The following is a 23,824-nucleotide window of genomic DNA, read 5'->3' on the forward strand; positions in this document are numbered from 1 at the left end:
AGAATTAAGCCATCACCATTGATGGCTTTTCTATTTTTTAGCAGAGCTTGTGACAAAAAAATGCTCGATTCTAAATAACTTCAATGGCATAGTTTAAAATGTGAAAATATATAACAGTCAATGACGATGAGCTTAAATACCCAAATTTTAATTGCCGCCATTCTTGGTGTGGCATTTGGATTTCTGTTAAACCAATTCCCTGATACTCAGTTTTTAGACGGCAGTATTTATACTTTGAGTATCGCCAGCAGTATTTTTATTGGTTTACTCAAAATGCTGTTGGTACCGCTAATTTTCAGTTCAATTTTAGTTGGGGTTTCTAATTTAGAAGCAGGTAGCCAGTTAAGCCGTGTCTGGAAAATTACCTTAGCTTGCTGTGTAACGACAACCACTTTGGCACTGATTCTTGGTTTGGCCTCCACTCACTTTTTCCATGTCGGGCAGGGTGTGGATATTGACTTGTTTAAAGATGCTATGAGTCAGCATAAAAGCCCTGATTCATTAACGCCTAGTTCATTTCTGACCAATTTTATTCAAAATACCTTAATTAACCCTTTTAAAGCTTTTAGCGATGGCAATGTTTTGGCGGTTGTGCTGTTTGCATTGTTATTGGGTTTAGCATTGGTGCAGGGCGGAGAACGTTTTAATTCAATCAAACAACTGGCACGTCAATTTTTTGACATTATGATGATGTTGGTTGGTTGGGTAATGAAAGTTGCGCCAATTGGTATTTTTGCCTTAATGGCAAAGCTGATTGCAACAGAAGACATCTCTATTTTGAGCCGTCTTGCTGAGTTTGCGATTGTGGTTACTGGGACAACCATATTTCATGGCGTGGTGGTTCTACCGCTGTTGTTATGGATTTTTGGGAAAATGGATCCCATCACTTTTTTCAAAGGAACGCGTGCGGCATTAATCACGGCCTTTGCGACCAGTTCAAGTTCAGCAACAATGCCTTTAAGTCTGAAATGTACCCAAGAAAATTTAGGGGTACGTCCACAAATTGCAGGTTTTGTCGTTCCATTCGGTTCGCAGTTAAACATGGATGGGACCGCACTTTATGAAGCAGCAGCAGCATTATTTATTGCAAACCTCATGGGATTGGAGTTATCGATTACCCAACAAATTATTGTGTGTTTGACAGCGATGATTGCATCATTAGGTGCCCCAGGAATCCCAAGCGCAGGTATGGTCACCATGATTATGGTCTTACAGTCTGTGGGCTTGCCTGCTGAGGCGATTGCGATTTTATTACCAATTGATCGAATTCTCGATACGGTGCGTACTGTAGTGAATGTGCAAGGGGATATGATGATCAGTGTTGTGGTTGATCGACATACTCGAGATATGGAAAGTTCATCTTAGTACAGGGTGTAGACAGAAGCGTTATGCACTTATTTTAAAGTGTTAACTGATGTTACGCAGTAACTCTAAAATTAAATTTTGGAGCTAGAAGAATGTGGATACGCGGAAACGTCATCCGCAATTGCTTGAGGCAGAACTCCTTCTAATAAGTAAAGTTTCTGCGAAATTTTGAATATTTTGACGATAGTGAATGAGTTCTGCGGTGAGCAGCGATGTCGCTGCACAAGATGGTTGCCCTTGCGGAGCTTTGCTCCTCATGCCAAAGCAAAAGTACCTCGAGCCGAAGGCTATTCCATAAATTTAAACTTTGGATGTAAGTCTCCGTCGTGTAAATTTAGCTTTTTCTTTTTCACCTACTTAATTTAAATCAAGTGCGTAACATCAGGTGTTAAGCATAAAAAAGCAGGATTTAAAATCCTGCTTTTTTGATTTCAGTACTATTTAGGCTTGAGCAGTCCCTATGCTGCAACTCTAGGCAAAGCGCGTTTTGCAGCAGGCGATTGATCTAAATACGCAATTGCATCTTCAGTTTTGGCTTCATGTACAGGGTCGTACCATGGCATTAAATACCCCAACTGCTGTGAAACCAACCAAAGAGGGTGTGGCATTAAACGATTGTCAGATTGTGCAATACTTGCCCATTCACGCCAAATCCAAGGTTTATAGAATGCTGGCTTTTTGTCTGCAAAACGTGGGTCTTGTCCCATGATATGTGCAGCACCATCTACCCATAAACCTAATACGGCAGCAATCACGATCACACTTTGATAATAACGTGAAATATAACCACCACCTAAGTGACGATATAGATCAAATGCAACTGTGCGATGTTCAATCTCTTCTGCACCATGCCATTTGACCAAATCGAGCATGTTTGGATCTGCGCCTAATTCAGCCCACTTTTTATTATAAAGTGCATATTTACCCAATACACAGGTCATATGTTCAACAGTTGCCACAATACCTAAACGGAACAAATCCCATTGATGATCAAGAACTTTAGGAACTTTGAAACCAAGTGGTTGATCTGCCAGTAACTTTCCAAACAAGAAATCCATAATTTCAAGATTTCTTTGAATATCAATATGGCGAACGGTTAAGTATTCTTTATTTGCTGACACATGTGCTTGTGCATGCATGGCTTCTTGGCGGATAAAAGCACGAACATCTTCTGCAAGTTTTTCATCTGTGACTTTGGGTAAAACGCGGTTGTATAAACGGCAGAACCAAAACTCACCCGCAGGAAGAATATTGTTGATCTCGTTGATAAAGTAGCTGACAAAAGGCTGATTTGGAATCCAATCGACTGGTGTGTCTTGCCATTCAAACTTCACTTTACGTGGTTTGATGTGGTACTGAATAGACGATCCAATCCGACTGTTTTTAAATTTAGCGAGTAACTTCATCACAGTGTCCTAATTTTTCTTTGGTGATTTCACACTTTATTTATTCAAGTATAAAAAAATGTCCTAAATAGTTATTAGCAATTTAGGACATTGAAGTATCAATATGTGATGAATTTTGTCAGACAAGACGATTTTTAGTTGTTACTCTGGTTTTTCATTTATATTTCCATCAATATTTTCAACATCAAGGTCTGCTTCAGCATCTTGATCGATAAACTCATCTTCGATGTCGTCAGCACTGAGTTCTGGAATCGCATCGAGATCAAAGCCTAAAGTTTTATCTAAGGTGTAATTTAGACGACCTGCCATCACAGAAGCGAGTTCTTCTAAACCTTGTTTATTCAGTGATGAGAACAGTTGAATCGAAAAGTTCAGCTTCATCTTTTTGAGTTGTTGCTGTACTTCTAACAATGCTTTATTGGCAGGACCACGATTGAGCTTATCTGCTTTAGTGAGTAGAACGTGTACAAACAAATGACGAGAATATGCCCATTCCAACATCATGACATCAAAATGTTGCAGAGGATGGCGAATATCCATCAATAAAACTAAGCCTTGTAAACTTTTTCGATGAATCAAATAATTTTCAAGTTCTTTTTGCCAAACGATTTTCATTGCTTCAGGGACAGCGGCATAACCATAACCCGGTAAGTCGACTAGACGTTGGTCTGGATTTCCCAAGCTAAAGAAGTTAATCATTTGGGTGCGACCAGGTTTCTTAGATGCGCGTGCCAATTGTTTTTGATTGGTTAGTGCATTGATGGCGCTGGATTTCCCTGCATTTGAGCGACCCGCAAAGGCGATTTCATAACCTGTATCTTCTACACAAAGATTCAGTTTTGGCGCACTCATCAAGAATTCAGCTTTACGTAACCAGTTTAAAGATGAGGTTGAGTATTCCGAAATCGCAGGATCAGCCTTTTTTTCATAACTGATTTTCTGTTTAGGGGCATGTGATGCCTTACTATTTTTAGACTTTCCACTGCTGCGATGCATACTTCAACTTCAATAAATGGATAAACAAGGGACATTATAAAGGAAGTCGAAGATTCAAGCGAATTTTGACACAGATAATTCAAACGGGATTGAGGCGCTTATTTAAATGCAGACATTAAAATAATTTTAAAACAGTTCAATTGAGATCCAAATGCTTAAACATTCAAGTTTGGGATAGGAGAGTTAACAATGGTAGTTTGTGGTGGGGCATTTAAAACATCGGCAACCGTATATTGGTCTAAACTCTGATAAAACTGTTCAACTGCCTGATCTAGAATACCTTTTAAACCGCAACGAGGGCGAAGGACGCATGGTGGGGTATTGCATTCTACGATTTGTGCATCACCTTGCAGGATGCGCACGATATGCCCTAATCGAAACTCAAGGATTACAGGGTTTAAGCGTAAACCTCCACCTTTACCACGCGTGGTAATTAACCAGTCCTGTTTTCCCATAAAATGCACAATTTTAACCAAATGATTCTGTGAAACATTCAAGTCTTGTGCAATTTCGGCAATCGTATAAGGTGTATCTCTTGGAAGAGAGATGTACATCAAAATACGTAAGGCATAGTCGGTAAATTTATTAAGTTGCATAGATTTAAATTAATTGGACATGAACAGATTGCATGTTTATCTTAGCGTGAATAGACAATGAAAGATATGTTGTCTACAAATTGGCATATTCGAGGATCTCTTGTCCCATGAGTATGCAACCACTTTGGCTATAATACTCAAAGCGCATACGATACTGACCTTTATATATGTAGCCCCAGACTTCTAATACATCGAATCTTTGCTTTTTATTACGTGGGTTGACGATAGATGGAAGCGCTTTGACCTCTGGTTGAATTTCAATACGATCATCTGGACCAAAATGAAACTCTAAAAGTTTGGCGGCTTGTTTGATTGCTTGATCTTTACATTGCGTAGAAGATTTTATTTCAGCTGTATGGCTAGCCACTGAAAAAGATAACAAACTAATGCTTAGACTGAGAATCAATATGATACGTTGCATGATCTGAACTCTGGTTCATCAATATAAGTATCAGTGTATAAATATTGATTTAAAAGTTAAAGCGCAAAAAGATCAACGATAGTGTAGAGATTTTGAGCTATTCAAAGCATCGTAATGTATGGATTAATCAGACACCATACATTACGGGAAATATCATTGAGTATTATTTTACCTGTGGTGCAGTCAATTTGACTTGATCACCCACTTGATAGTGATTCAATAATATATTGGATACCGAATATTCAGTGTGATTTTCTTCAGGCTTTACAGCAAATTGATAAGTGTTTTCAGTCGCCTGAAGGACAGTGTATTGATGTGGTTGCTCAATATTTTTTTGCGGTACTTTTACTTTCACTGAAATGAATTCGCCTCCATGAATCTGGGCAACTGTCTGTTGATCTGCTGACTGTACAGTAAATATTTTACCGTTTTCAGATACTTCAATCGCGATAATTTTAAATGCTCTCCAACCTGCCCAACCGCCATTTTGAGCAACTAGGTTTTCATATTTTTGCTTTTCAACACCAATCAAAATATCTGCCAATTGTAGATAAGCCACTTTCCATGCAGCAATCAATTCAGAGTCCATCGGCACATCTAAAACTTCGCTAATAGAATGCAGTAGATTCTCTCCGACAATTGAATACTGATCAGGTTGAATATCTAAGCTAACATGCTTGGTCGTAATGTGTTGAACTGCTTTTGCTAAAACAGCAGGATTTTCAATATTCTCAGCATAAGCCAAAACTGCTGCTGCAAGTGCACGAGGTTGGCGACCTGAGTTTTGACTATCTAAGTTGAAAATATTGTTCAGCTCAGGATTATTACCCAACATTCTTTTATAAAAATAGCTGGTTAATGCAACACCATTTTCACGAAGTACAGGGACTGTAGATTTTACAAGTTCAATATGCTGTGGAGTCATTGGCTAGACCTTTTTTATCTGGCTTTATAAGATGTATTTAAAATACATCTTATTAAAAATATTTGCAATACATCTATTTGAAAAAGACATAAAATAATTATGGTTTATTTTAAGATTAAGCCTTATTGCTTGAAATAAATGAATTTATTTTTAGATTTTCTGAAAGTTCTTATATGAGTTCGGAGCAAATGATAAGAAAAAAGCAAATATCAAAATAAGTAATATATGTGGCTAAAGCATGGGAAATAAAAAGGAGCGTTAACGCTCCTCATAGATGTGTTTAAAAGAATTAACGTCCACCAAATAACGAACCTAATAAGCCACGTACCAGTTTTTGTCCTGTTGGACCGCCAAGTGTTCTGGCTGCACTCTTGGCAAATGTACCAATGACATCCTGCGTCAGTTTGGCACGAGCAGCGGCGGCTTTGGCTTCTTCTTTTTGTAAACGTTCTTGCTCTTTGGCTTGTTGTTTGTCTAGGACTTGTTGCTGTTTTGCGAGTTCTTCCAATTGTTTGGCTTGTTGTGCGGCAGCTTCAAAGGCAACTTGTTGCTGTGTGTTGTCGGTCACTTTACGTTGAAGCATTTCATAGGCACTGTCACGATCCACTTCATTGTCATAAACACCCGCCACAATACTTTGTGCCATCAGAGCTTTACGTTCTTCAGGTGTGATTGGGCTAAAAGAGGAGTAGGGTGGCATAACCATACCACGCTCTACAATTTGGGGGGTGCCTTGCTCATCCAGAAAACTAATTAATGCCTCACCAACTGCCAGCTCTGTAATGGCTTGATCAACTTTGAATTCAGGGTTGGCACGGAAAGTATCTGCAGCTGTTTTTACTGCTTTTTGGTCCTTGGGGGTGAATGCACGTAAGGCATGTTGTACTCGATTTCCCAATTGCCCTAATACATTTTCAGGAATATCCAGTGGGCTTTGAGTGATGAAATAAATACCCACGCCTTTTGAACGAATCAGACGAACCACTTGTTGGATTTTTTCTTGCAATGTTGGACTGGCATTATTGAATAATAAATGAGCTTCATCGAAAAAGAATACCAATTTAGGTTTGTCTAAATCACCGACTTCAGGCAATTTCTCAAATAACTCTGAAAGCATCCACAGCAAAAAGGTTGCATAAAGCTTTGGCGTATTCATCAACTTATCCGCAGCCAATAGGTTGATGTAGCCATGCCCATTTGAATCAGTTTGAATAAAATCCATAATGTCTAGGCTTGGTTCACCAAAAAAACGCTGTCCGCCTTGATCTCCTAAAGCCAATAAATTACGTTGGATTGCACCTAAGCTGGCAGGAGAGAGATTGCCATATTCAGCTTTTAAGTCAGCAGCATTTTCGCTGACATAAGTCAACATGGCTTTTAAATCTTTAAAATCAATCAATAATAAACCTTGGTCGTCTGCAACACGGAACACAGCTGAAAGCACACCTTCTTGGGTATCATTTAAATTCAACATTTGTGCCAACAATAAGGGACCAATTTCTGAAATGGTGGTGCGAATTGGATGTCCTTGTTCACCAAATAAATCCCAAAAAATGGTTGGTGATGCGGCAAAAGGGATACTGTCTATCCCTAAGCTTTTAATGCGTTCATCGAATTTAGGATTGCTTGAGCCAGCTTTGGCAATACTGGATACATCACCTTTGGCATCAGCAAGAAATACTGGAACACCAATTCTGGAAAAACTTTCAGCGAGCACTTTTAGGGTTACGGTTTTACCAGTACCTGTCGCACCTGCAATGAGTCCGTGACGATTGGCAAATTGTGAGTGTAGAACAATATCTTGAGTGGAATCTGAGGTCTTTTTTGCAATGACGATTGGTGTGCCCATTGTTATTCCTATAGCTTTGATCTAAGTTCGAATCTTATTCATTTGACTCGGTATTTATATGCTTATTGTTATACAAAATTGCATAAAATGATGATGTTGTAAATCTGTGTTCAGTGATAAAAAGTTTTCACGTATCAAAAGCGATACGTGAAGTCATTAAAGCGCTATATTAAAAAAATATCAGATATAAATTAAATTGAAATCGCTTGAAGAGCTGTTTGAATATCATAGATTAAATCTTCTGGATCCTCTAATCCAATACAAAAACGCACCAAGATTCCTTGTTGTAAATGTGGACGTTCTAGCTGACGCATCTGGTCAAGTTGATACAACATCACAAGGCTTACTGGACCGCCCCAGCTAAATCCGAGCTTAAATAGTTGAAGCTGATCGCAAAATTTACGAACTGCCGCGAGATCGAATTCGGATTTGAAGATCACGCTGACGAGTCCAGCACTTTGCTGAGTTTCACAAGTTTCTTTCCAATAAGCGTGACTCACATTGTCTGGGTCCGCTGGATGTAAAACCTGTGCAAAGACCGCTTGTTGTTTTAACCAGTTTAAGAGTTTTAAGGTACTTTGAGATTGATGCTGATAACGCAATTGCATTGACGCTAGACTACGTTGTACTTGGGCAGCATCATCACCTGATATGGAGATTCCTTGTATTGCATGCATACGATACAACTGATGATGTAAAGCCCGATCTTGTGTAACCACAGAACCCATCAAAATATCGCCCCCACCACTAGGGTATTTGGTGAGTGCATGTATGCTGATATCAACGGCTAAATGTTCTTGGCTAAAATCAAAAGCATTAAATGCCAGTCCTGCGCCCCAAGTATTATCCAAAGCGACCAGTATATTTTTGGCTTTTGCTTTTTTCACTAAATTAATCAAATCTGGGAATTCAAGCGTGACTGAACCTGCGGCTTCGAGCCAGATTAATTTTGCTTGTTCAGACGGTTGAAATGAGTCAGCACAAATAGGGTCATAAACTTTGACGATGATCCCATAGCGTTGTTCAAGATTGCGCAAATGTTCCATATTTGGACCATAGATATTGTCTGCAACCCAAACTTCATCACCATGGCTTAAAAAACATGAGTTCACAAGGTTGATGGCTGATAACCCACTTGGAGTAAGCAAGCAATATTGACCACCTTCTATTTTTGCAATGTTGTCACCCAGCGTGAAAGTTGTTGGAGTGCCGTGGGTACCATAACTATAGTCATAATCATCAGTCCAATGGCGATTAAATAGTGCATCGGTATTTTCGAATATGATTGTCGATGCACGAAATAAGGGAGGTTGAACTGTATGGATGTACTGTGGCGCTTGTCTTGGAGAATGAATTAAAGCTGTTTGTGGTTTTAGTTTCACAAGAATACTCAAATTTTGTAAATATCAGGACTAAAATAAGGAAAACATAATCACTCGGTGACGAAAAGCAATAATTTGTGAAAAATAATAAATAAAACTGATATTGGCTTCATTTTTGCATTTGTTGAACTGTGTTTTTTGATTTGTAGCGTAGTCGATACAACAAGAATAGGTGATAACATGAAAAAACTTAAAGTGCATTATTTTCAACATATTGCAGGTGAAGGCTTTGGTAGTTGCTATGAATATTTAAAGGCAATGGGTGCCGAAATTACTGCAACAGAGTTTTTTGCTTTACCGACAGATTCAGCATTAGATATAGATGCATTACCTCATGTCAATGATGTGGATTTGCTCATTATTATGGGTGGGGAAATGAGTGTAAATGATGAAGCAAACTTTCCTTGGTTAAAAGTGGAAAAACGCTGGATTAGACGTTATTTGGCATCTGAGAAACCGGCAATTGGCTTGTGCTTGGGTGGGCAGTTAATTGCTAATGCACTTGGTGCAAATGTGCGCCGTAATAATGTGCAAGAGTTAGGCTGGACTTTTGTCAACAAAAGTGATCATGTGCCAGCAGAATACTTTCAACTTCCTGAGCAAATCAGTGTCATGCAGTGGCATAGTGAGACTTTTGATATTCCTAAAGGTGCGATTCGTTTGGCAGAAAATCAAGCATGTCCAAATCAACTCTATCAAATTGGTAAAAATGTTTTGGGTTTCCAGTTTCATCCAGAAATTACACCGCATAGCTTAAACATATTTATCGAGCATGAAGAGGAAGGAATGGTATTTAGCGATATACATAATCAGTCACTCTCCAATTTGAAAAAAACGCCAAACGCAGATTATGTCATTGGAAACCAGTTGCTGAATCATGCAATTGACTATGTTTTAAGGGTTTAAACCTTTGTTTAAATCTTAAACATTTTATTTCTTTACCAATATTGGAATACTGCGAAAAAAATCTAAATTTATTTGCTTAAGCGTTAAACAATCGTTATAATGGGCGACCCTTCGATATGAAGGGATGAATGGCGAAGAAAGTCATTCAGATCGTTACAGTCGTGGCATCGATCACGACCTTAGTGATTTTCACTGCCTTTGACACTTGCCTTATTTAGTGGGGTGAGATGCGTCAAGGGTGATTCTTTATATATTTGGCTTGGAGTTAACTGGTATGTCTAACCAGAGAATTCGTATCCGTCTTAAGTCTTTTGATCATCGTTTAATTGATCAATCTTCTCAAGAGATCGTAGAAACAGCAAAACGTACTGGCGCACAAGTTTGTGGTCCAATTCCGATGCCTACTCGCATCGAACGTTTTAACGTTTTGACATCACCACACGTGAACAAAGATGCGCGTGACCAATATGAAATCCGCACATATAAACGTTTGATCGACATCGTTCAACCTACAGACAAAACTGTAGATGCATTGATGAAGTTGGATCTTGCAGCTGGTGTTGATGTTCAGATCGCATTGGGTTAAGGCTTTCGGTTAATTAACGCTCTAAGTTAATTAAGCCGCTTTTTTAGAGGTTTATGCACATGGCTATTGGTTTAGTCGGTCGCAAGTGCGGTATGACACGTATCTTTACAGATGCTGGTGTTTCTGTGCCTGTAACAGTGATTGAGGTTGATCCTAACCGTATCACTCAAATCAAAACGCTTGAAACTGATGGTTATCAAGCGATTCAAATCACTACTGGTGAACGTCGCGAATCTCGCGTAACTAACGCTCAAAAAGGTCACTTTGCGAAAGCTGGTGTTGCTGCTGGTCGTTTGGTTAAAGAATTCCGCGTTGCAGAAGCTGATCTTGAAGGTCGTGAAGTTGGTGGAACTATCGGTGTTGATTTGTTCACAGTAGGTCAAGTTGTTGATGTTACTGGTCAATCAAAAGGTAAAGGTTTCCAAGGTGGTGTTAAGCGTTGGAACTTCCGTACGCAAGATGCTACACATGGTAACTCTGTATCTCACCGTGTAATCGGTTCTACAGGTCAAAACCAGACTCCTGGTCGCGTGTTCAAAGGTAAAAAAATGCCTGGTCACTTAGGTGATGATCGCGTAACTGTACAAGGTCTTGAGATTGTATCTATTGACGCAGAACGTTCAGTTCTTGTTGTTAAAGGTGCGGTTCCTGGTGCTACTGGTGGCGACGTTATCGTTCGTCCTACGATCAAGGCCTGAGGGGAAATAACGTGAATTTAAAAACTGTTTCCGGCTCTGCTGTTGAATTGTCTGAAGTTGCTTTCGGACGTGAATTTAATGAAGCTCTTGTACACCAAGTTGTTACAGCTTATTTAGCTGGTGGTCGTCAAGGTTCTAAAGCTCAGAAGTCACGTGCAGACGTTTCTGGCGGTGGTAAAAAACCATTCCGTCAAAAAGGTACTGGCCGCGCTCGTGCTGGTTCTATTCGTAGCCCAATCTGGGTTGGTGGTGGTAAAACTTTTGCTGCTCGTCCACAAGATTGGTCTCAAAAAGTTAACCGTAAAATGTACCGCGGTGCAATGCAATGTATCTTAGCTGAACTTGTTCGCCAAGATCGTCTTGTATTGGTTGAAGAGTTTGCAGTTGAAGCTCCAAAAACTAAAGAATTGCTTGCAAAACTAAACGGCTTGAACGCTACTCGCGCATTAATCGTTACTGAAGCTGTAGATGAAAATCTATACTTAGCTGCACGTAACCTTCCACACGTTGATGTGGTTGATGCTGCTGGGATCGATCCTGTTGGTTTGATTGCGTTCGATAAAGTTGTTATGTCTGTTGCTGCTGCTAAGAAAATTGAGGTAGAACTCGGATGAACAACGAACGTATCTATCAAGTCCTAAAAGGACCTGTATTCTCAGAAAAAGCACAAGTTTTAGGTGAAACTGCTGGTGTTCAAGTATTTAAAGTTGCACTTGATGCAAACAAGCTTGAAATCAAAAAAGCAGTAGAACAATTATTTGGTGTGGAAGTTGTTAAAGTTAACACGACTATCACTAAAGGTAAGACTAAGCGCTTTGGTCGTACATTAGGACGTCGTTCTGATGTTAAGAAAGCATACGTCACCCTGAAAGCTGGCCAAGATGTTGAAATGGCTGACTTGGGCGATACCGCTGAAAGCGCAGCGGAATAAGGACGAAAATTATGCCGATTCAAAAATGTAAGCCAACGTCTCCAGGACGTCGCTTTGTAGAGAAAGTGGTTCATGATCACCTTCACAAAGGCGCGCCTTATGCACCGTTGGTTGAAGCTAAAAAACGTACTGGTGGTCGTAATAACAACGGTCACATTACTACTCGTCACGTTGGTGGTGGTCATAAACAACACTACCGTATCGTTGACTTTAAACGTAACAAAGATGGCATTCCTGCTGTAGTTGAGCGTATTGAATACGATCCTAACCGTACATCTCATATTGCTTTATTGAAATATGCTGACGGTGAACGTCGTTATATTATCGCTGCTAAAGGTTTACGTGCTGGTGATAAAGTACAGTCTGGTAACGATGCTCCAATTCGTCCAGGTAACTGCTTGCCACTTCGTAACATGCCTATCGGTTCTACACTACATAACATCGAGCTTAAAATCGGTAAAGGTGCACAATTAGTGCGTTCAGCTGGTACTTCTGCTCAGTTGTTAGGTCGTGACGGTTCTTACGCAATCATTCGTCTTCGTTCAGGCGAAATGCGTAAAGTACACGTTGAATGTCGTGCTGTGTTAGGTGAAGTATCTAACTCAGAAAGCAACCTTCGTTCACTTGGTAAAGCAGGTGCTGCACGCTGGCGTGGCGTTCGTCCTACCGTTCGTGGTATGGCGATGAACCCAGTAGACCATCCACATGGTGGTGGTGAAGGGCGTAACAAAGGTATTCAACCTGTAAGCCCATGGGGTCAAAAAGCTAAAGGGTACAAGACTCGTACCAATAAGCGTACGACTAAGATGATCATTCGCGACCGTCGCGTTAAGTAACAAGTAAAGGAATCTGACAATGCCTCGTTCTCTGAAAAAAGGCCCATTCGTCGATGCGCACTTGTTCGCTAAGGTTGAAGCGGCAATCGCGGCTAATAACCGTAAGCCGATCAAAACTTGGTCGCGTCGTTCGATGATCCTCCCGGATTTTGTTGGTTTAACAATTTCTGTACACAATGGCCGTAACCATGTTCCAGTGATCGTATCTGAACATATGGTTGGTCATAAATTAGGTGAATTCGCGCCAACTCGTACCTATCGTGGTCACGGTGTTGACAAGAAGTCTAAACGTTAATAGGTGCTATGATGGAAGTAACTGCTAAATTACGCGGTGCCGCTATCTCGGCACAAAAAGCACGTTTGGTTGCAGACCTAATTCGCGGCAAATCTGTTGCGCATGCTTTAAATATCTTGAACTTCAGCAACAAAAAAGCTGCAGTTTTAGTTAAAAAAGCTTTGGAATCTGCGATTGCAAACGCTGAACACAATAACAGTTTAGATGTTGACGATCTTAAAGTATCTACGATTTACGTTGATGAAGGCATGAGCCTTAAACGTATTATGCCACGTGCTAAAGGCCGTGCAGATCGTATTACTAAGCGTACTTGTCACATTACCGTTAAGGTAGGGGTTTGATATGGGTCAGAAGGTTCATCCAATCGGTATCCGCCTTGGTGTTGTAAAACGTCATAACGCCAACTGGTATGCGAGTCCGAAACAATACGCTGAATATTTGCTTAAAGATCTTCAAGTTCGTGAGTTTTTAACTAAAAAACTTAAAAGCGCGATGATCAGCAATATTCTTATCGAACGTCCTACAGGCGCTGCTAAAGTAACAATTAGCTCTGCTCGTCCAGGTATCGTGATCGGTAAAAAAGGCGAAGACATTGAAAAATTACAGCGTGAACTCACCACTATTATGGGTGTTCCAGCGCAAGTAAGCATCAACGAAATCGATCGCCCAGATTTAGACGCTCGTTTAGTTGCTGAAGCAATCGCTTCTCAATTAGAGAAACGTGTAATGTTCCGTCGTGCTATGAAGCGTGCGGTTCAAAATACGATGCGTGCTGGTGCTAAAGGTATCAAAGTTGAAGTTTCTGGTCGTTTAGGCGGTGCAGAGATTGCACGTACTGAATGGTATCGTGAAGGTCGTGTACCTTTGCATACACTTCGTGCTGATATCGACTATGCAACTATGCGTGCTGAAACTACTTACGGTACGATTGGTGTTAAAGTTTGGATTTTCCGTGGTGAGATCTTAGGTGGCATGAAACAAGTCATGAACCCTGCTCCTGCTGAAGAACGTCCAGCTAAACGCGGTCGCGGTCGTGGTGAAGGTCAAGAGCGTCGTGGTCGTCGCAATGATCGTTCTGCTGAAAAAGGAGAATAATCCATGTTGCAACCTAAACGTACTAAATTCCGTAAGGTGCAAAAAGGCCGTAACACTGGTCTAGCGCATCGTGGTAGCACAGTATCTTTCGGTACAATCGCACTTAAATCTATTGAACGTGGTCAAATGACTGCACGTCAAATTGAAGCTGCGCGTCGTACAATTAGCCGTCGTGTTAAACGTGGTGGTAAGATCTTTATCCGTGTTTTCCCAGACAAACCAATTACTGAAAAACCATTAGAAGTTCGTATGGGTAAAGGTAAAGGTTCTGTGGAATACTGGGTTTGCCAAATCAAACCAGGTAAGATCTTGTACGAAATGGATGGTGTTAGTGAAGAATTGGCACGCGAAGCGTTTACGCTTGCAGCTGCTAAGCTTCCATTTAAAACCACTATCGTTACTAAGACGGTGATGTAATGAAAACTAAAGATCTACGTGAAAAGTCGGTAGAAGAGTTGACAGCTTTGCTTGATGAGCAACAGTTGAACCAATTCCGTCTTCGTATGGCGAAAGCAACAGGTCAATTGGGTAAATCGCATGAAGTTGCGTTAACTCGTAAGACTATTGCTCGTATCAAGACCCTCCTTACCGAAAAACAGGGGAACGCACAATGAGTGAGCAAACAGTTCGCACGTTAACAGGCAAAGTAGTAAGTGACAAAATGGACAAGTCTATTGTTGTACTTATCGAACGCCGCGTTCAACACCCGTTGTATGGCAAATCAATCCGCCGTTCAACAAAATTACACGCTCATGATGAGAACAACACTGCTAAAACTGGTGATGTTGTAACCATTAAAGAAAGCCGCCCAATTTCAAAAACTAAAGCTTGGACTTTAGTGGAAGTTATTGAAGCAGCTGCTGAGTAATTAGACGTTCTTGTTGCATCATCGGTCAATTTCGAGTACTCTTTGAGCCTTTCGAAATTGCGACCGGTGATGCTCGGTTTTGGAGTAGGGCAATGATTCAGACCGAAAGTATGCTAGACGTAGCAGACAACAGTGGTGCTCGCCGCGTACAATGTATTAAAGTACTTGGTGGTTCACATCGTCGTTATGCTTCTGTTGGCGACATTATTAAAGTTACTGTAAAAGAAGCAATTCCGCGTGGTCGTGTTAAAAAAGGCGACGTGATGAATGCAGTTGTAGTTCGTACTAAATTCGGTATTCGTCGTCCAGACGGTTCTGTGATCCGTTTCGATGATAATGCTGCAGTTATCTTGAACAACAACAAGGCTCCGATTGCCACTCGTATTTTCGGACCAGTGACTCGTGAACTTCGTACTGAACAGTTCATGAAAATCATTTCATTGGCTCCTGAAGTTCTATAATAGAGGCAATCATGGCTAAGATTAGAAAAGGCGATCAAGTAATTGTGATCGCAGGTAAAGAAAAAGGCAAACAGGGTACTGTTTTGTCTGTTTCAAATGACCAAGTTAAGGTTGAAGGCCTTAATTTAGTTAAGAAGCATCAAAAGCCGAACCGTGCAACAGGTGCTGAAGGCGCTATCGTTACACAAGAAGCTTCGCTTCATATTTCAAACGTGGCAATTTTAAATGCTACAACCCAAAAGGCTGACCGTGTTGGTTACCAAGTGATTGAAGGCGTGAAAACTCGCGTTTACAAATCAAATGGTGAATCAGTGGCGGTAGCGAAGTAATAGGTTGAAATAGGCTATGGCCAGACTTAAAACACGTTATAACGACGAAATCCGAGCTAAGTTAAAAGAAGAACTTGGTTTGGCTAATGTGATGGAGATTCCTCGCATCACTAAAATCACCATCAACATGGGTGTTGGTGCGGCTTCAGCTGACAAGAAATTGTTAGATGGCGCTTTGGCGGATATGCAAGCTATTGCTGGTCAAAAACCAGTTCTTACATTAGCGCGTAAATCAATCGCTGGTTTTAAAATCCGTGATGGTTGGCCGATTGGTTGTAAAGTAACTTTACGCGGCGAACAAATGTACGAATTCTTAGATCGTTTGATCTCTATTGCGATTCCTCGTATTCGTGACTTCCGCGGTTTTTCTGCGAAATCATTCGATGGTCGTGGTAACTACTCAATGGGTCTCAAGGAACAAATCATGTTCCCTGAAATCGATTTTGATAAGATCGATCGTATTCGTGGTATGGATATTACTATCACTACGACTGCTCGCACCGATGACGAAGGCCGTGCGCTAATCCGTGCATTCGGCTTCCCGTTCAAATAAGAGGTCGATATGGCTAAGAAAGGTATGATTAATCGCGAATTGAAACGCGAAGCTACAGTTGCTAAATACGCTGCAAAACGTGCTGAATTAAAAGCAACAATTGCAAACGTAAATGCTTCTGATGAAGAACGTTTCGAAGCGATGATGAAGTTACAAGCATTACCACGTAATGCGTCTCCAGTACGTCTTCGTAACCGTTGTGGTTTAACTGGTCGTCCTCATGGTTACTTCCGTAAGTTCGGTTTAAGCCGTAACAAATTACGTGACACAGTAATGCAAGGTGATGTACCGGGCGTTGTTAAGGCAAGCTGGTAAGGAGCGACTATAAATGAGTATGCAAGATACCGTTGCCGACATGTTAACTCGTGTTCGTAACGCACAAATGGCAAAGAAACAAACTGTTTCTATGCCTAATTCTAAGTTGAAAGTTGCAATTGCAAACGTACTTCAACAAGAAGGTTACATTTCAAATGTAGAAGTTGCTGATCTTGAAGGCAAAGCTACTTTGACAATTACTTTAAAATATTTTGAAGGCAAACCAGTTATCGAAACTGTGAAGCGCGTAAGCCGTCCAGGTCTACGTCAGTATCGCGGTAAAGATGCACTTCCGAGCGTTAAGCAAGGTTTAGGTATTGCAATTGTTTCTACAAGCAAAGGCATCATGACTGATCGCGCTGCACGTGCTGCGGGCGTTGGTGGTGAAGTTATTGCTTTTGTTTCTTAATAGGTGATTCCTCATGTCTCGTGTGGCTAAAGCCCCAGTAACTGTACCTAACGGTGTAGCAGTTACTCAGAACGGCCGGCAGGTCGAAGTGAAAGGCAGCAAAGGTACGTTGTCTTTCAACCTGCATGCGCTGGTCGAGCTTAAACAGGAAGAAGGTCAACTTCATATTGCTCCAGTTAAAGAATCTCGTGATTCTTGGATGCAAGCTGGTACTGCTCGCGCTGTTCTTAATAACCTTGTTAAAGGTGTTAACGAAGGCTTCGAACGTAAGTTACAACTGATCGGTGTTGGTTATAAAGCTGCGGTTAAAGGTACTGTTGTAAACCTTAACCTTGGTTATTCTCATCCAATCGATTACGCTCTTCCAGAAGGTGTAACTGCTGAAACTCCGACTGCTACTGAAATCATTTTGAAATCAGCTAACAAGCAATTGTTAGGTCAAGTTGCTGCAGAAATCCGTGGTTATCGTCCGCCAGAGCCTTATAAAGGTAAAGGTGTTCGTTATTCTGACGAAGTTGTACTTCGTAAAGAAGCTAAGAAGAAATAAGGCGCGAGGTTCTTATGAACGAAAAGAAACAATCCCGTTTGCGTCGTGCGAAAAGCACACGCTTGCACATTCGTGCATTGGGTGCGACTCGTTTGTGTGTAAACCGCACGCCGCGTCACATCTATGCTCAAGTTATTTCTGCAGATGGTGGCAAAGTATTAGCGCAAGCTTCTACTTTGGATGCATCTTTACGTAGCGGAACTACTGGTAATGTAGATTCAGCTACTAAAGTAGGTGCTTTAATCGCAGAACGTGCAAAAGCTGCTGGTGTAACTAAAGTTGCATTTGACCGTTCTGGTTTTAAATATCATGGTCGTATCAAAGCCTTGGCTGATGCTGCTCGTGAAAACGGCTTGGAGTTCTAATCATGGCTAAAGTTGAACAAAACGAAGGTCTTGTTGAAAAGCTGGTTGCCGTTGATCGTGTAGCCAAAGTTGTTAAGGGTGGTCGTATCTTCTCTTTCACAGCATTAACTGTTGTGGGTGATGGTAATGGTCGTGTAGGTTTTGGTCGCGGTAAAGCGCGTGAAGTTCCAGCTGCTATTTCTAAAGCACTTGAAGCTGCACGCCGCAACATGATCACTGTTGATCTTGTTGATGGTACTGTACAACATCCTATTAATGCTCGTCATGGCGCTAGCCGTGTTTACATGCAACCTGCATCAGAAGGTACTGGCGTAATCGCTGGTGGTTCTATGCGTGCGGTTTTAGAAGCTGCTGGTGTACGTAACGTATTGACGAAGTGCTATGGTTCTACTAACGCAGCTAACGTTGTAAACGCGACTTTTAACGGTTTGCGTGATATGACTTCTCCTGAGAAAGTTGCTGCGAAACGTGGTCTTTCAGTAGAACAAATTTTAGGGTAATCAATCATGAAAACGATTAAAGTTACCCAGACTAAATCTTCTTCGCATCGTTTGAAAAATCACAAACTTTGCCTACAAGGTTTAGGTCTGCGTCGTATTGGTCATACAGTAGAAGTGGTAGATACTCCTTCTAACCGTGGTATGATCAACAAAGTCTACTATATGGTTAGTGTAGAGGAATAAGCCATGACTCTGCGTTTAAATGAGCTTGCACCTGCTGAAGGTGCAAAACGTGAAAACCGTCGTTTAGGCCGTGGTATCGGTTCTGGCGTTGGTAAGACTGGTGGCCGTGGTGTCAAAGGTCAAAAATCACGTAAAAGCGGTGGCGTTCGTCCAGGCTTTGAAGGTGGTCAAACTGCGTTATATCGTCGTTTACCTAAATTCGGTTTCACAAGCCAATTGGCTTTGAAAACTGCTGAAGTACGTTTGTCTGAACTTGCTAAAGTTGAAGGTGATATCGTTTCACTTGAAACTTTGAAAGCTGCGAATGTAGTACGTAAAGATATGATACGTGCTCGTGTCGTTCTTTCTGGTGAAATCACTCGTGCATTCACTGTTCAAGGTGTTGCATTGACTAAAGGCGCTAAAGCTGCTGTTGAAGCTGCTGGCGGTAAAGTCGAGGAGTAATCGCGAGTGACTATGTCTCCTAGTTCTACAGGTCATGTTAACATGATGAAAGGTCAGCCATTTCACGTGAAATACCGTGAAATTATTCGCCGATTAATGTTCTTGATTGGCGCATTGGTGGTCTTTCGACTAGGAGCGCATATTCCGCTGCCAGGTATTGATAATGTTGCTCTAGAACGTTTTTTCAAAGCTAATGAAGGTACTTTCTTAGGTTTGTTTAATATGTTCTCGGGTGGAGCATTAGAACGAATGTCCATTCTTGCGTTGGGGATCATGCCATACATTTCTGCATCCATTATTGTGCAGTTAATGTCTACAGTGGTTCCTTCGTTAGAAGCATTGAAGAAAGAAGGCGAGCAAGGTAAGCGTAAGATCAATCAATATACGCGTTACGGCACTCTATTGCTTGCATTGGTTCAAGGTATCGGGATGTGTGCTGGTCTGATTAGTCAAGGGATTACTTTGACTTCAGGACTGGCTTTTTACGTTCCAGCACTAACATCGTTGGTTGCAGGTACTATGTTCCTGATGTGGTTAGGTGAGCAGATTACTGAACGTGGTGTCGGTAATGGTATCTCAATGATTATCTTTGCAGGTATTGTTGCTGGTTTACCGAACTTAGTGATTCAAGCATTTACTTCGGTAGATAATGGTCAATCCAGTCTTATTGGTTTGGCTGTATTTGGATTGCTATCAGTTGCTGTTTTAGCCGCAATTGTGTTTATTGAGAAAGCTCAACGTCGCATACCTGTAAACTATGCACAAAAACAGCAAGGTCGTCGTGTATTTACTGCACAGCAAACGCATTTGCCATTGAAAATCAACATGGCAGGGGTAATTCCAGCAATTTTCGCAAGTTCGTTATTGTTGTTCCCTGCAAGTTTAGGACAATGGTTAGGCAGTGCTGATCCAAATGCAGGAATTGTAAAACGTAGCCTACAAGATTTGGCATTGGTATTATCGCCTGGACAACCGTTGTATTTAGTGCTCTTCGGTGCGTTAATTATCTTTTTCTGTTATTTCTATACGGCGCTTGTATTTAGCCCGAAAGAAGTATCAGAGAACTTGAAACGCAGTGGAGCTTACGTACCTGGTATTCGCCCAGGTGAGCAAACTGCTCGTTACTTAGATCATATTCTTAATCGTTTGACGTTTATTGGTGCAATCTATATCACGGTCATCTGTTTAATGCCGATGATTTTACAAAGCTCTTTCGGTATTCCATTCCATTTGGGTGGTACCTCATTGCTTATCGTGGTTGTGGTTGTGATGGACTTTATGGCTCAGCTTCAAGCCCATCTCACTTCGCATCAATATGACAATCAATCGTTAATGAGAAAAACGACTGCTCATCCTAAGGGATAAGCGCACTTAGAAGGTTTCATCATGAAAGTACAAGCTTCTGTAAAGAAAATTTGTGGTAGCTGTAAAGTTATCCGTCGTAATGGGGTTATTCGCGTAATTTGCAGCGCAGAACCTCGTCATAAGCAGCGTCAAGGTTAATTTAATTAAGACCTGTTGATTTCAGTAGGCTAATTAGGTTATTATCCGCCCCTCAAGATTTTTGTGGGGCGGTTGATTATCTCTACTGCCTTTTTGGAGAAATTTGAATGGCTCGTATTGCCGGTGTAAACATTCCGGATAACAAGCATGCTGTTATCTCTCTCACGTATATTTTTGGTATTGGTCGCCACACTGCTAAGAGCATCTTAGCTGCTGCTGGTATTGCAACTACGACTAAAATCCGTGAATTAGATGACGCTCAGCTTGATGCGATTCGTGCTGAAGTTGCTAAGGTTCCTACCGAAGGTGACTTACGTCGCGAAATTTCCATGAACATTAAACGTTTAATGGATTTAGGCTGCTACCGCGGTCTTCGTCATCGTCGCAGCTTGCCTGTTCGTGGACAACGCACCAAAACTAACGCACGTACCCGTAAAGGTCCGCGCAAACCTATTAAGAAATAAGATTTCTGGAAGCTAAAAGATGGCTAAAGATACTCGCACACGCAAGAAGGTCACTCGTACCGTCTCTGAAGGTGTTGCACACATTCACGCTTCTTTTAATAACACCATTGTTACGATTACTGATCGTCAAGGTAATGCATTGGCTTGGGCTACTTCAGGTGGACAAGGCTTCCGTGGATCACGTAAATCAACTCCGTTTGCTGCTCAGGTAGCTGCTGAAGTTGCTGGTAAAGCTGCTTTAGATTACGGTTTGAAAAACTTGGACGTCCTTGTTAAAGGTCCTGGTCCAGGTCGTGAATCTGCGGTTCGTGCATTAGGTGCAGTGGGTTATAAAATTAACAGCATTACCGATGTGACTCCGATTCCGCACAACGGTTGCCGTCCACCTAAAAAACGTCGCGTGTAAGGAGAAACATTCATGGCTCGTTATATTGGTCCAAAATGCAAACTCTCTCGCCGCGAAGGGACAGACCTGCAATTAAAATCTGGCGTTAAACCTTTTGACGTCAAAACAAAAAAATCTGCTAAAGCTCCTGGTCAACATGGCCAAAGCCGTGCTAAACAATCTGAGTATTCACTACAATTACGTGAAAAACAAAAAGTACGTCGTATGTACGGTGTTTTAGAGCGTCAATTTAGTAATTACTACAAAGAAGCTGCTCGTGTTAAAGGCGCAACTGGTGAAAACTTGTTGAAATTGCTTGAAAGCCGCCTCGATAACGTTGTTTATCGCATGGGTTTTGGTTCTACACGTGCAGAAGCTCGTCAGCTGGTATCTCACCGTTCAATCACTTTAAATGGTCGTCGTGTTAACATCGCGTCTATCCAAGTTAAAGCGGGTGACGTGATTGCAGTTCACGAAAGCGCTAAACAACAATTACGTATCAAAAACGCAATTGAATTAGCTGCTCAACGTGGCACAGCTGCTTGGATTGACGTAGATCATTCAAAACTTGAAGGTACATTTAAAGCTGCACCTGATCGTTCTGATTTACCTGCTGAAATCAACGAAAGCTTGATTGTAGAATTGTATTCTAAATAATCCTTGAGGTAGCAATAATGACGCGTACTGCAAACGAGTTTCTAACTCCGCAAGCGATCAAGGTCGAAGCGGCAAGCGGGACCTCGGCAAAAGTGATTCTTGAACCATTAGAGCGTGGCTTCGGTCATACTCTTGGTAATGCTTTACGTCGCATCCTATTGTCTTCTTTACCTGGCGCTGCTGTGGTAGAAGTTGAAATAGAGGGTGTCGAGCACGAGTACAGTACTTTAGAAGGCTTGCAGCAGGACATCGTCGAGCTCTTGCTGAACCTAAAAGGATTGTCTATTAAGCTGTTCGATCAAAACGAAGCATATTTAACATTGGAAAAGCAAGGTCCTGGCGATGTAACTGCTGCTGATCTTCGCTTACCGCATAATGTTGAAGTGGTTAACCCTGAACATTTGATCGGTACTTTAAGTGCTTCAGGCTCATTAAAAATGCGCTTGAAAGTTTCTCAAGGTCGTGGTTATGAAACTTCTGACTCACGTTTCCCTGAAGGTGAAACGCGTCCTGTAGGTCGTCTACAGTTAGATGCTTCTTATAGCCCAATCAAACGTGTGTCTTACACAGTTGAAAACGCTCGTGTAGAACAACGTACTGACCTTGATAAGCTGATCATTGATCTTGAAACAAATGGAACAGTAGATCCTGAAGAAGCGATCCGCAAAGCGGCAACAATCTTGCAACAACAAATTGCAATTTTTGTTGATCTTCAGAAAGATCAAGCTCCAGTTGCTCAAGAGCCACGTGAAGAAGTTGATCCAATCTTGCTTCGTCCAGTTGATGATCTAGAGCTTACTGTTCGTTCTGCTAACTGTTTGAAAGCAGAAAATATTTACTACATTGGTGATCTAGTACAGCGTACTGAGGTTGAGTTGCTTAAAACTCCTAACCTTGGTAAAAAATCGCTTACTGAGATCAAAGATGTTCTGGCTTCTAAGGGCTTACAGCTCGGCATGCGTTTAGAGAACTGGCCACCAGCTAGTCTCCGTATGGACGATCGTTTCGCCTATCGTAGCCGTTAATTAAGTAGGACTATCACCATGCGTCATCGTAATAGTGGTGTGAAATTAGGCCGTACCAGCAGCCATCGTAAAGCGATGTTCCAAAACATGGCGAATTCTTTGTTTGAGCACGAGTTAATCAAAACAACTGTGCCTAAAGCAAAAGAGTTACGTCGTGTAGCTGAGCCTTTAATCACTTTAGCTAAAAACGATACTGTAGCAAACCGTCGTTTAGCGTTTGCTCGTACTCGTTCAGCAGCAACAGTTGGTAAATTATTTACCGTTCTTGGCCCTCGTTACAAAGAACGTAACGGCGGTTATCTACGTGTTCTTAAAGCTGGTTTCCGTGCAGGTGATGCTGCGCCGATGGCTTATGTAGAGCTTGTGGATCGTGAAGTAAACTAATTACTTACGTCATAGAACAATCGGTTGTTCGAAAAAGGTCGGTATTTCACCGACCTTTTTTTGTGCCTGTATTGTTAGACAATTTTTTAAATTTGTCCTCAATTGACATGAATTTCGTCAGAAAAATTCAAACTTGACATTGCGT

The 23,824-nt window shown here is 41.3% G+C and carries 36 protein-coding genes and 1 pseudogene; 30 read left to right on the forward strand and 7 right to left on the reverse strand.

The window, feature by feature from the left end; all coding sequences use genetic code 11:
- Window positions 1-126 precede the first annotated feature (126 nt).
- On the forward strand, window positions 127-1,365 hold the full coding sequence (locus tag I9192_RS02265) for a dicarboxylate/amino acid:cation symporter (RefSeq protein ID WP_010590770.1): 1,239 nt from the start codon (window positions 127-129) through the stop codon (window positions 1,363-1,365).
- Window positions 1,366-1,823: 458 nt separating this feature from the next.
- Here I9192_RS02265 and I9192_RS02270 read toward each other — a convergent pair whose 3' ends face one another.
- The 7 genes from I9192_RS02270 to I9192_RS02300 form a co-directional block, all read right to left on the reverse strand.
- Complete coding sequence (locus I9192_RS02270) at window positions 1,824-2,771, reverse strand: metal-dependent hydrolase (RefSeq protein WP_004825204.1); 948 nt, start codon at window positions 2,769-2,771, stop codon at window positions 1,824-1,826.
- A 141-nt stretch (window positions 2,772-2,912) separates the two neighbouring features.
- Window positions 2,913-3,767: a ribosome biogenesis GTP-binding protein YihA/YsxC gene (gene yihA, locus I9192_RS02275; RefSeq protein WP_004825201.1), complete on the reverse strand. Its 855-nt coding sequence runs from the start codon at window positions 3,765-3,767 to the stop codon at window positions 2,913-2,915.
- 155 nt (window positions 3,768-3,922) lie between these two features.
- The gene (locus I9192_RS02280) at window positions 3,923-4,363 is read right to left on the reverse strand and encodes an RrF2 family transcriptional regulator (RefSeq protein ID WP_004825199.1); all 441 of its coding nucleotides are present in this window, start codon (window positions 4,361-4,363) and stop codon (window positions 3,923-3,925) included.
- Window positions 4,364-4,436: 73 nt separating this feature from the next.
- Entirely contained in the window at window positions 4,437-4,784 is a 348-nt protein-coding gene (locus I9192_RS02285; protein WP_200150086.1) for a hypothetical protein, read from the reverse strand.
- A gap of 163 nt (window positions 4,785-4,947) precedes the next feature.
- Window positions 4,948-5,709 (reverse strand): globin domain-containing protein, encoded by a 762-nt coding sequence (locus I9192_RS02290; protein WP_005034149.1) that lies wholly within the window; start codon window positions 5,707-5,709, stop codon window positions 4,948-4,950.
- A gap of 289 nt (window positions 5,710-5,998) precedes the next feature.
- Complete coding sequence (locus tag I9192_RS02295) at window positions 5,999-7,558, reverse strand: helicase HerA-like domain-containing protein (RefSeq protein WP_005034147.1); 1,560 nt, start codon at window positions 7,556-7,558, stop codon at window positions 5,999-6,001.
- Window positions 7,559-7,749: 191 nt separating this feature from the next.
- Window positions 7,750-8,940 (reverse strand): PLP-dependent transferase, encoded by a 1,191-nt coding sequence (locus I9192_RS02300; RefSeq protein WP_005034145.1) that lies wholly within the window; start codon window positions 8,938-8,940, stop codon window positions 7,750-7,752.
- 180 nt (window positions 8,941-9,120) lie between these two features.
- On the opposite strand from I9192_RS02300, the gene I9192_RS02305 reads away from it, so the two are divergent.
- The 29 genes and pseudogenes from I9192_RS02305 (at window position 9,121) to rplQ (ending at window position 23,679) form a co-directional block, all read left to right on the forward strand.
- On the forward strand, window positions 9,121-9,846 hold the full coding sequence (locus I9192_RS02305; protein WP_004825194.1) for a type 1 glutamine amidotransferase: 726 nt from the start codon (window positions 9,121-9,123) through the stop codon (window positions 9,844-9,846).
- A 274-nt stretch (window positions 9,847-10,120) separates the two neighbouring features.
- Entirely contained in the window at window positions 10,121-10,432 is a 312-nt protein-coding gene (rpsJ, locus tag I9192_RS02310; RefSeq protein ID WP_004725677.1) for a 30S ribosomal protein S10, read from the forward strand.
- A 59-nt stretch (window positions 10,433-10,491) separates the two neighbouring features.
- Window positions 10,492-11,130, forward strand: coding sequence for a 50S ribosomal protein L3 (gene rplC, locus I9192_RS02315; protein ID WP_005034134.1), 639 nt, complete (start codon window positions 10,492-10,494; stop codon window positions 11,128-11,130).
- Between the two features lie 11 nt (window positions 11,131-11,141).
- Window positions 11,142-11,744 carry a 50S ribosomal protein L4 gene (gene rplD, locus I9192_RS02320; RefSeq protein WP_004816870.1) on the forward strand — a complete coding sequence of 201 codons (603 nt, stop codon included), beginning with the start codon at window positions 11,142-11,144 and terminating at the stop codon, window positions 11,742-11,744.
- The gene (rplW, locus tag I9192_RS02325) at window positions 11,741-12,061 is read left to right on the forward strand and encodes a 50S ribosomal protein L23 (RefSeq protein WP_004825192.1); all 321 of its coding nucleotides are present in this window, start codon (window positions 11,741-11,743) and stop codon (window positions 12,059-12,061) included. Before rplD ends, rplW begins: the two co-directional genes overlap by 4 nt.
- Window positions 12,062-12,072: 11 nt before the next feature.
- Entirely contained in the window at window positions 12,073-12,897 is an 825-nt protein-coding gene (gene rplB, locus I9192_RS02330) for a 50S ribosomal protein L2 (protein ID WP_004825191.1), read from the forward strand.
- Window positions 12,898-12,916: 19 nt separating this feature from the next.
- The gene (rpsS, locus tag I9192_RS02335; RefSeq protein ID WP_004281508.1) at window positions 12,917-13,192 is read left to right on the forward strand and encodes a 30S ribosomal protein S19; all 276 of its coding nucleotides are present in this window, start codon (window positions 12,917-12,919) and stop codon (window positions 13,190-13,192) included.
- A gap of 11 nt (window positions 13,193-13,203) precedes the next feature.
- The gene (gene rplV / locus I9192_RS02340; protein ID WP_001982638.1) at window positions 13,204-13,533 is read left to right on the forward strand and encodes a 50S ribosomal protein L22; all 330 of its coding nucleotides are present in this window, start codon (window positions 13,204-13,206) and stop codon (window positions 13,531-13,533) included.
- 1 nt (window position 13,534) lies between these two features.
- Window positions 13,535-14,351 (forward strand): annotated as a pseudogene (gene rpsC, locus I9192_RS02345) (30S ribosomal protein S3).
- Window positions 14,291-14,704 (forward strand): 50S ribosomal protein L16, encoded by a 414-nt coding sequence (rplP, locus tag I9192_RS02350; RefSeq protein ID WP_004825189.1) that lies wholly within the window; start codon window positions 14,291-14,293, stop codon window positions 14,702-14,704. Before rpsC ends, rplP begins: the two are co-directional and overlap by 61 nt.
- Window positions 14,704-14,901, forward strand: coding sequence for a 50S ribosomal protein L29 (gene rpmC, locus I9192_RS02355; protein WP_004825188.1), 198 nt, complete (start codon window positions 14,704-14,706; stop codon window positions 14,899-14,901). The genes rplP and rpmC overlap by 1 nt, the downstream gene beginning before the upstream one ends.
- Entirely contained in the window at window positions 14,898-15,155 is a 258-nt protein-coding gene (gene rpsQ / locus I9192_RS02360; protein WP_004725698.1) for a 30S ribosomal protein S17, read from the forward strand. Before rpmC ends, rpsQ begins: the two co-directional genes overlap by 4 nt.
- Window positions 15,156-15,247: 92 nt before the next feature.
- The gene (rplN, locus tag I9192_RS02365) at window positions 15,248-15,616 is read left to right on the forward strand and encodes a 50S ribosomal protein L14 (RefSeq protein ID WP_004725701.1); all 369 of its coding nucleotides are present in this window, start codon (window positions 15,248-15,250) and stop codon (window positions 15,614-15,616) included.
- Between the two features lie 11 nt (window positions 15,617-15,627).
- A complete protein-coding gene (gene rplX / locus I9192_RS02370) occupies window positions 15,628-15,945 on the forward strand; it encodes a 50S ribosomal protein L24 (RefSeq protein WP_004825187.1) in 318 nt (105 codons plus the stop codon).
- Between the two features lie 16 nt (window positions 15,946-15,961).
- Window positions 15,962-16,498: a 50S ribosomal protein L5 gene (gene rplE / locus I9192_RS02375; RefSeq protein WP_004825186.1), complete on the forward strand. Its 537-nt coding sequence runs from the start codon at window positions 15,962-15,964 to the stop codon at window positions 16,496-16,498.
- Window positions 16,499-16,507: 9 nt separating this feature from the next.
- Window positions 16,508-16,813, forward strand: coding sequence for a 30S ribosomal protein S14 (gene rpsN, locus I9192_RS02380; RefSeq protein ID WP_004825185.1), 306 nt, complete (start codon window positions 16,508-16,510; stop codon window positions 16,811-16,813).
- A gap of 13 nt (window positions 16,814-16,826) precedes the next feature.
- Complete coding sequence (rpsH, locus tag I9192_RS02385) at window positions 16,827-17,222, forward strand: 30S ribosomal protein S8 (RefSeq protein WP_004725709.1); 396 nt, start codon at window positions 16,827-16,829, stop codon at window positions 17,220-17,222.
- Between the two features lie 13 nt (window positions 17,223-17,235).
- On the forward strand, window positions 17,236-17,769 hold the full coding sequence (gene rplF / locus I9192_RS02390; protein ID WP_004725711.1) for a 50S ribosomal protein L6: 534 nt from the start codon (window positions 17,236-17,238) through the stop codon (window positions 17,767-17,769).
- A 14-nt stretch (window positions 17,770-17,783) separates the two neighbouring features.
- The gene (gene rplR, locus I9192_RS02395; protein ID WP_004725713.1) at window positions 17,784-18,134 is read left to right on the forward strand and encodes a 50S ribosomal protein L18; all 351 of its coding nucleotides are present in this window, start codon (window positions 17,784-17,786) and stop codon (window positions 18,132-18,134) included.
- Window positions 18,135-18,136: 2 nt separating this feature from the next.
- Window positions 18,137-18,634, forward strand: a complete 498-nt coding sequence (rpsE, locus tag I9192_RS02400) for a 30S ribosomal protein S5 (protein ID WP_004825184.1) — start codon at window positions 18,137-18,139, stop codon at window positions 18,632-18,634.
- Window positions 18,635-18,640: 6 nt separating this feature from the next.
- A complete protein-coding gene (gene rpmD, locus I9192_RS02405) occupies window positions 18,641-18,817 on the forward strand; it encodes a 50S ribosomal protein L30 (RefSeq protein WP_004825182.1) in 177 nt (58 codons plus the stop codon).
- Window positions 18,818-18,820: 3 nt separating this feature from the next.
- Window positions 18,821-19,261 (forward strand): 50S ribosomal protein L15, encoded by a 441-nt coding sequence (gene rplO, locus I9192_RS02410; RefSeq protein ID WP_004825179.1) that lies wholly within the window; start codon window positions 18,821-18,823, stop codon window positions 19,259-19,261.
- 45 nt (window positions 19,262-19,306) lie between these two features.
- Complete coding sequence (secY, locus tag I9192_RS02415) at window positions 19,307-20,626, forward strand: preprotein translocase subunit SecY (protein ID WP_171064902.1); 1,320 nt, start codon at window positions 19,307-19,309, stop codon at window positions 20,624-20,626.
- Between the two features lie 21 nt (window positions 20,627-20,647).
- Window positions 20,648-20,764, forward strand: coding sequence for a 50S ribosomal protein L36 (gene rpmJ / locus I9192_RS02420; protein WP_000867907.1), 117 nt, complete (start codon window positions 20,648-20,650; stop codon window positions 20,762-20,764).
- Window positions 20,765-20,871: 107 nt separating this feature from the next.
- Window positions 20,872-21,228: a 30S ribosomal protein S13 gene (gene rpsM, locus I9192_RS02425; RefSeq protein WP_004825176.1), complete on the forward strand. Its 357-nt coding sequence runs from the start codon at window positions 20,872-20,874 to the stop codon at window positions 21,226-21,228.
- Between the two features lie 19 nt (window positions 21,229-21,247).
- Window positions 21,248-21,634: a 30S ribosomal protein S11 gene (gene rpsK / locus I9192_RS02430; RefSeq protein WP_001040166.1), complete on the forward strand. Its 387-nt coding sequence runs from the start codon at window positions 21,248-21,250 to the stop codon at window positions 21,632-21,634.
- Window positions 21,635-21,646: 12 nt separating this feature from the next.
- Window positions 21,647-22,270 (forward strand): 30S ribosomal protein S4, encoded by a 624-nt coding sequence (gene rpsD, locus I9192_RS02435; RefSeq protein ID WP_004825175.1) that lies wholly within the window; start codon window positions 21,647-21,649, stop codon window positions 22,268-22,270.
- A gap of 17 nt (window positions 22,271-22,287) precedes the next feature.
- Window positions 22,288-23,295, forward strand: a complete 1,008-nt coding sequence (locus I9192_RS02440; protein WP_004650465.1) for a DNA-directed RNA polymerase subunit alpha — start codon at window positions 22,288-22,290, stop codon at window positions 23,293-23,295.
- An 18-nt stretch (window positions 23,296-23,313) separates the two neighbouring features.
- Complete coding sequence (gene rplQ, locus I9192_RS02445; protein WP_004281488.1) at window positions 23,314-23,679, forward strand: 50S ribosomal protein L17; 366 nt, start codon at window positions 23,314-23,316, stop codon at window positions 23,677-23,679.
- The last annotated feature ends 145 nt before the right edge of the window (window positions 23,680-23,824 follow it).

Source organism: Acinetobacter bereziniae, assembly GCF_016576965.1.
GTDB lineage: Bacteria > Pseudomonadota > Gammaproteobacteria > Pseudomonadales > Moraxellaceae > Acinetobacter > Acinetobacter bereziniae.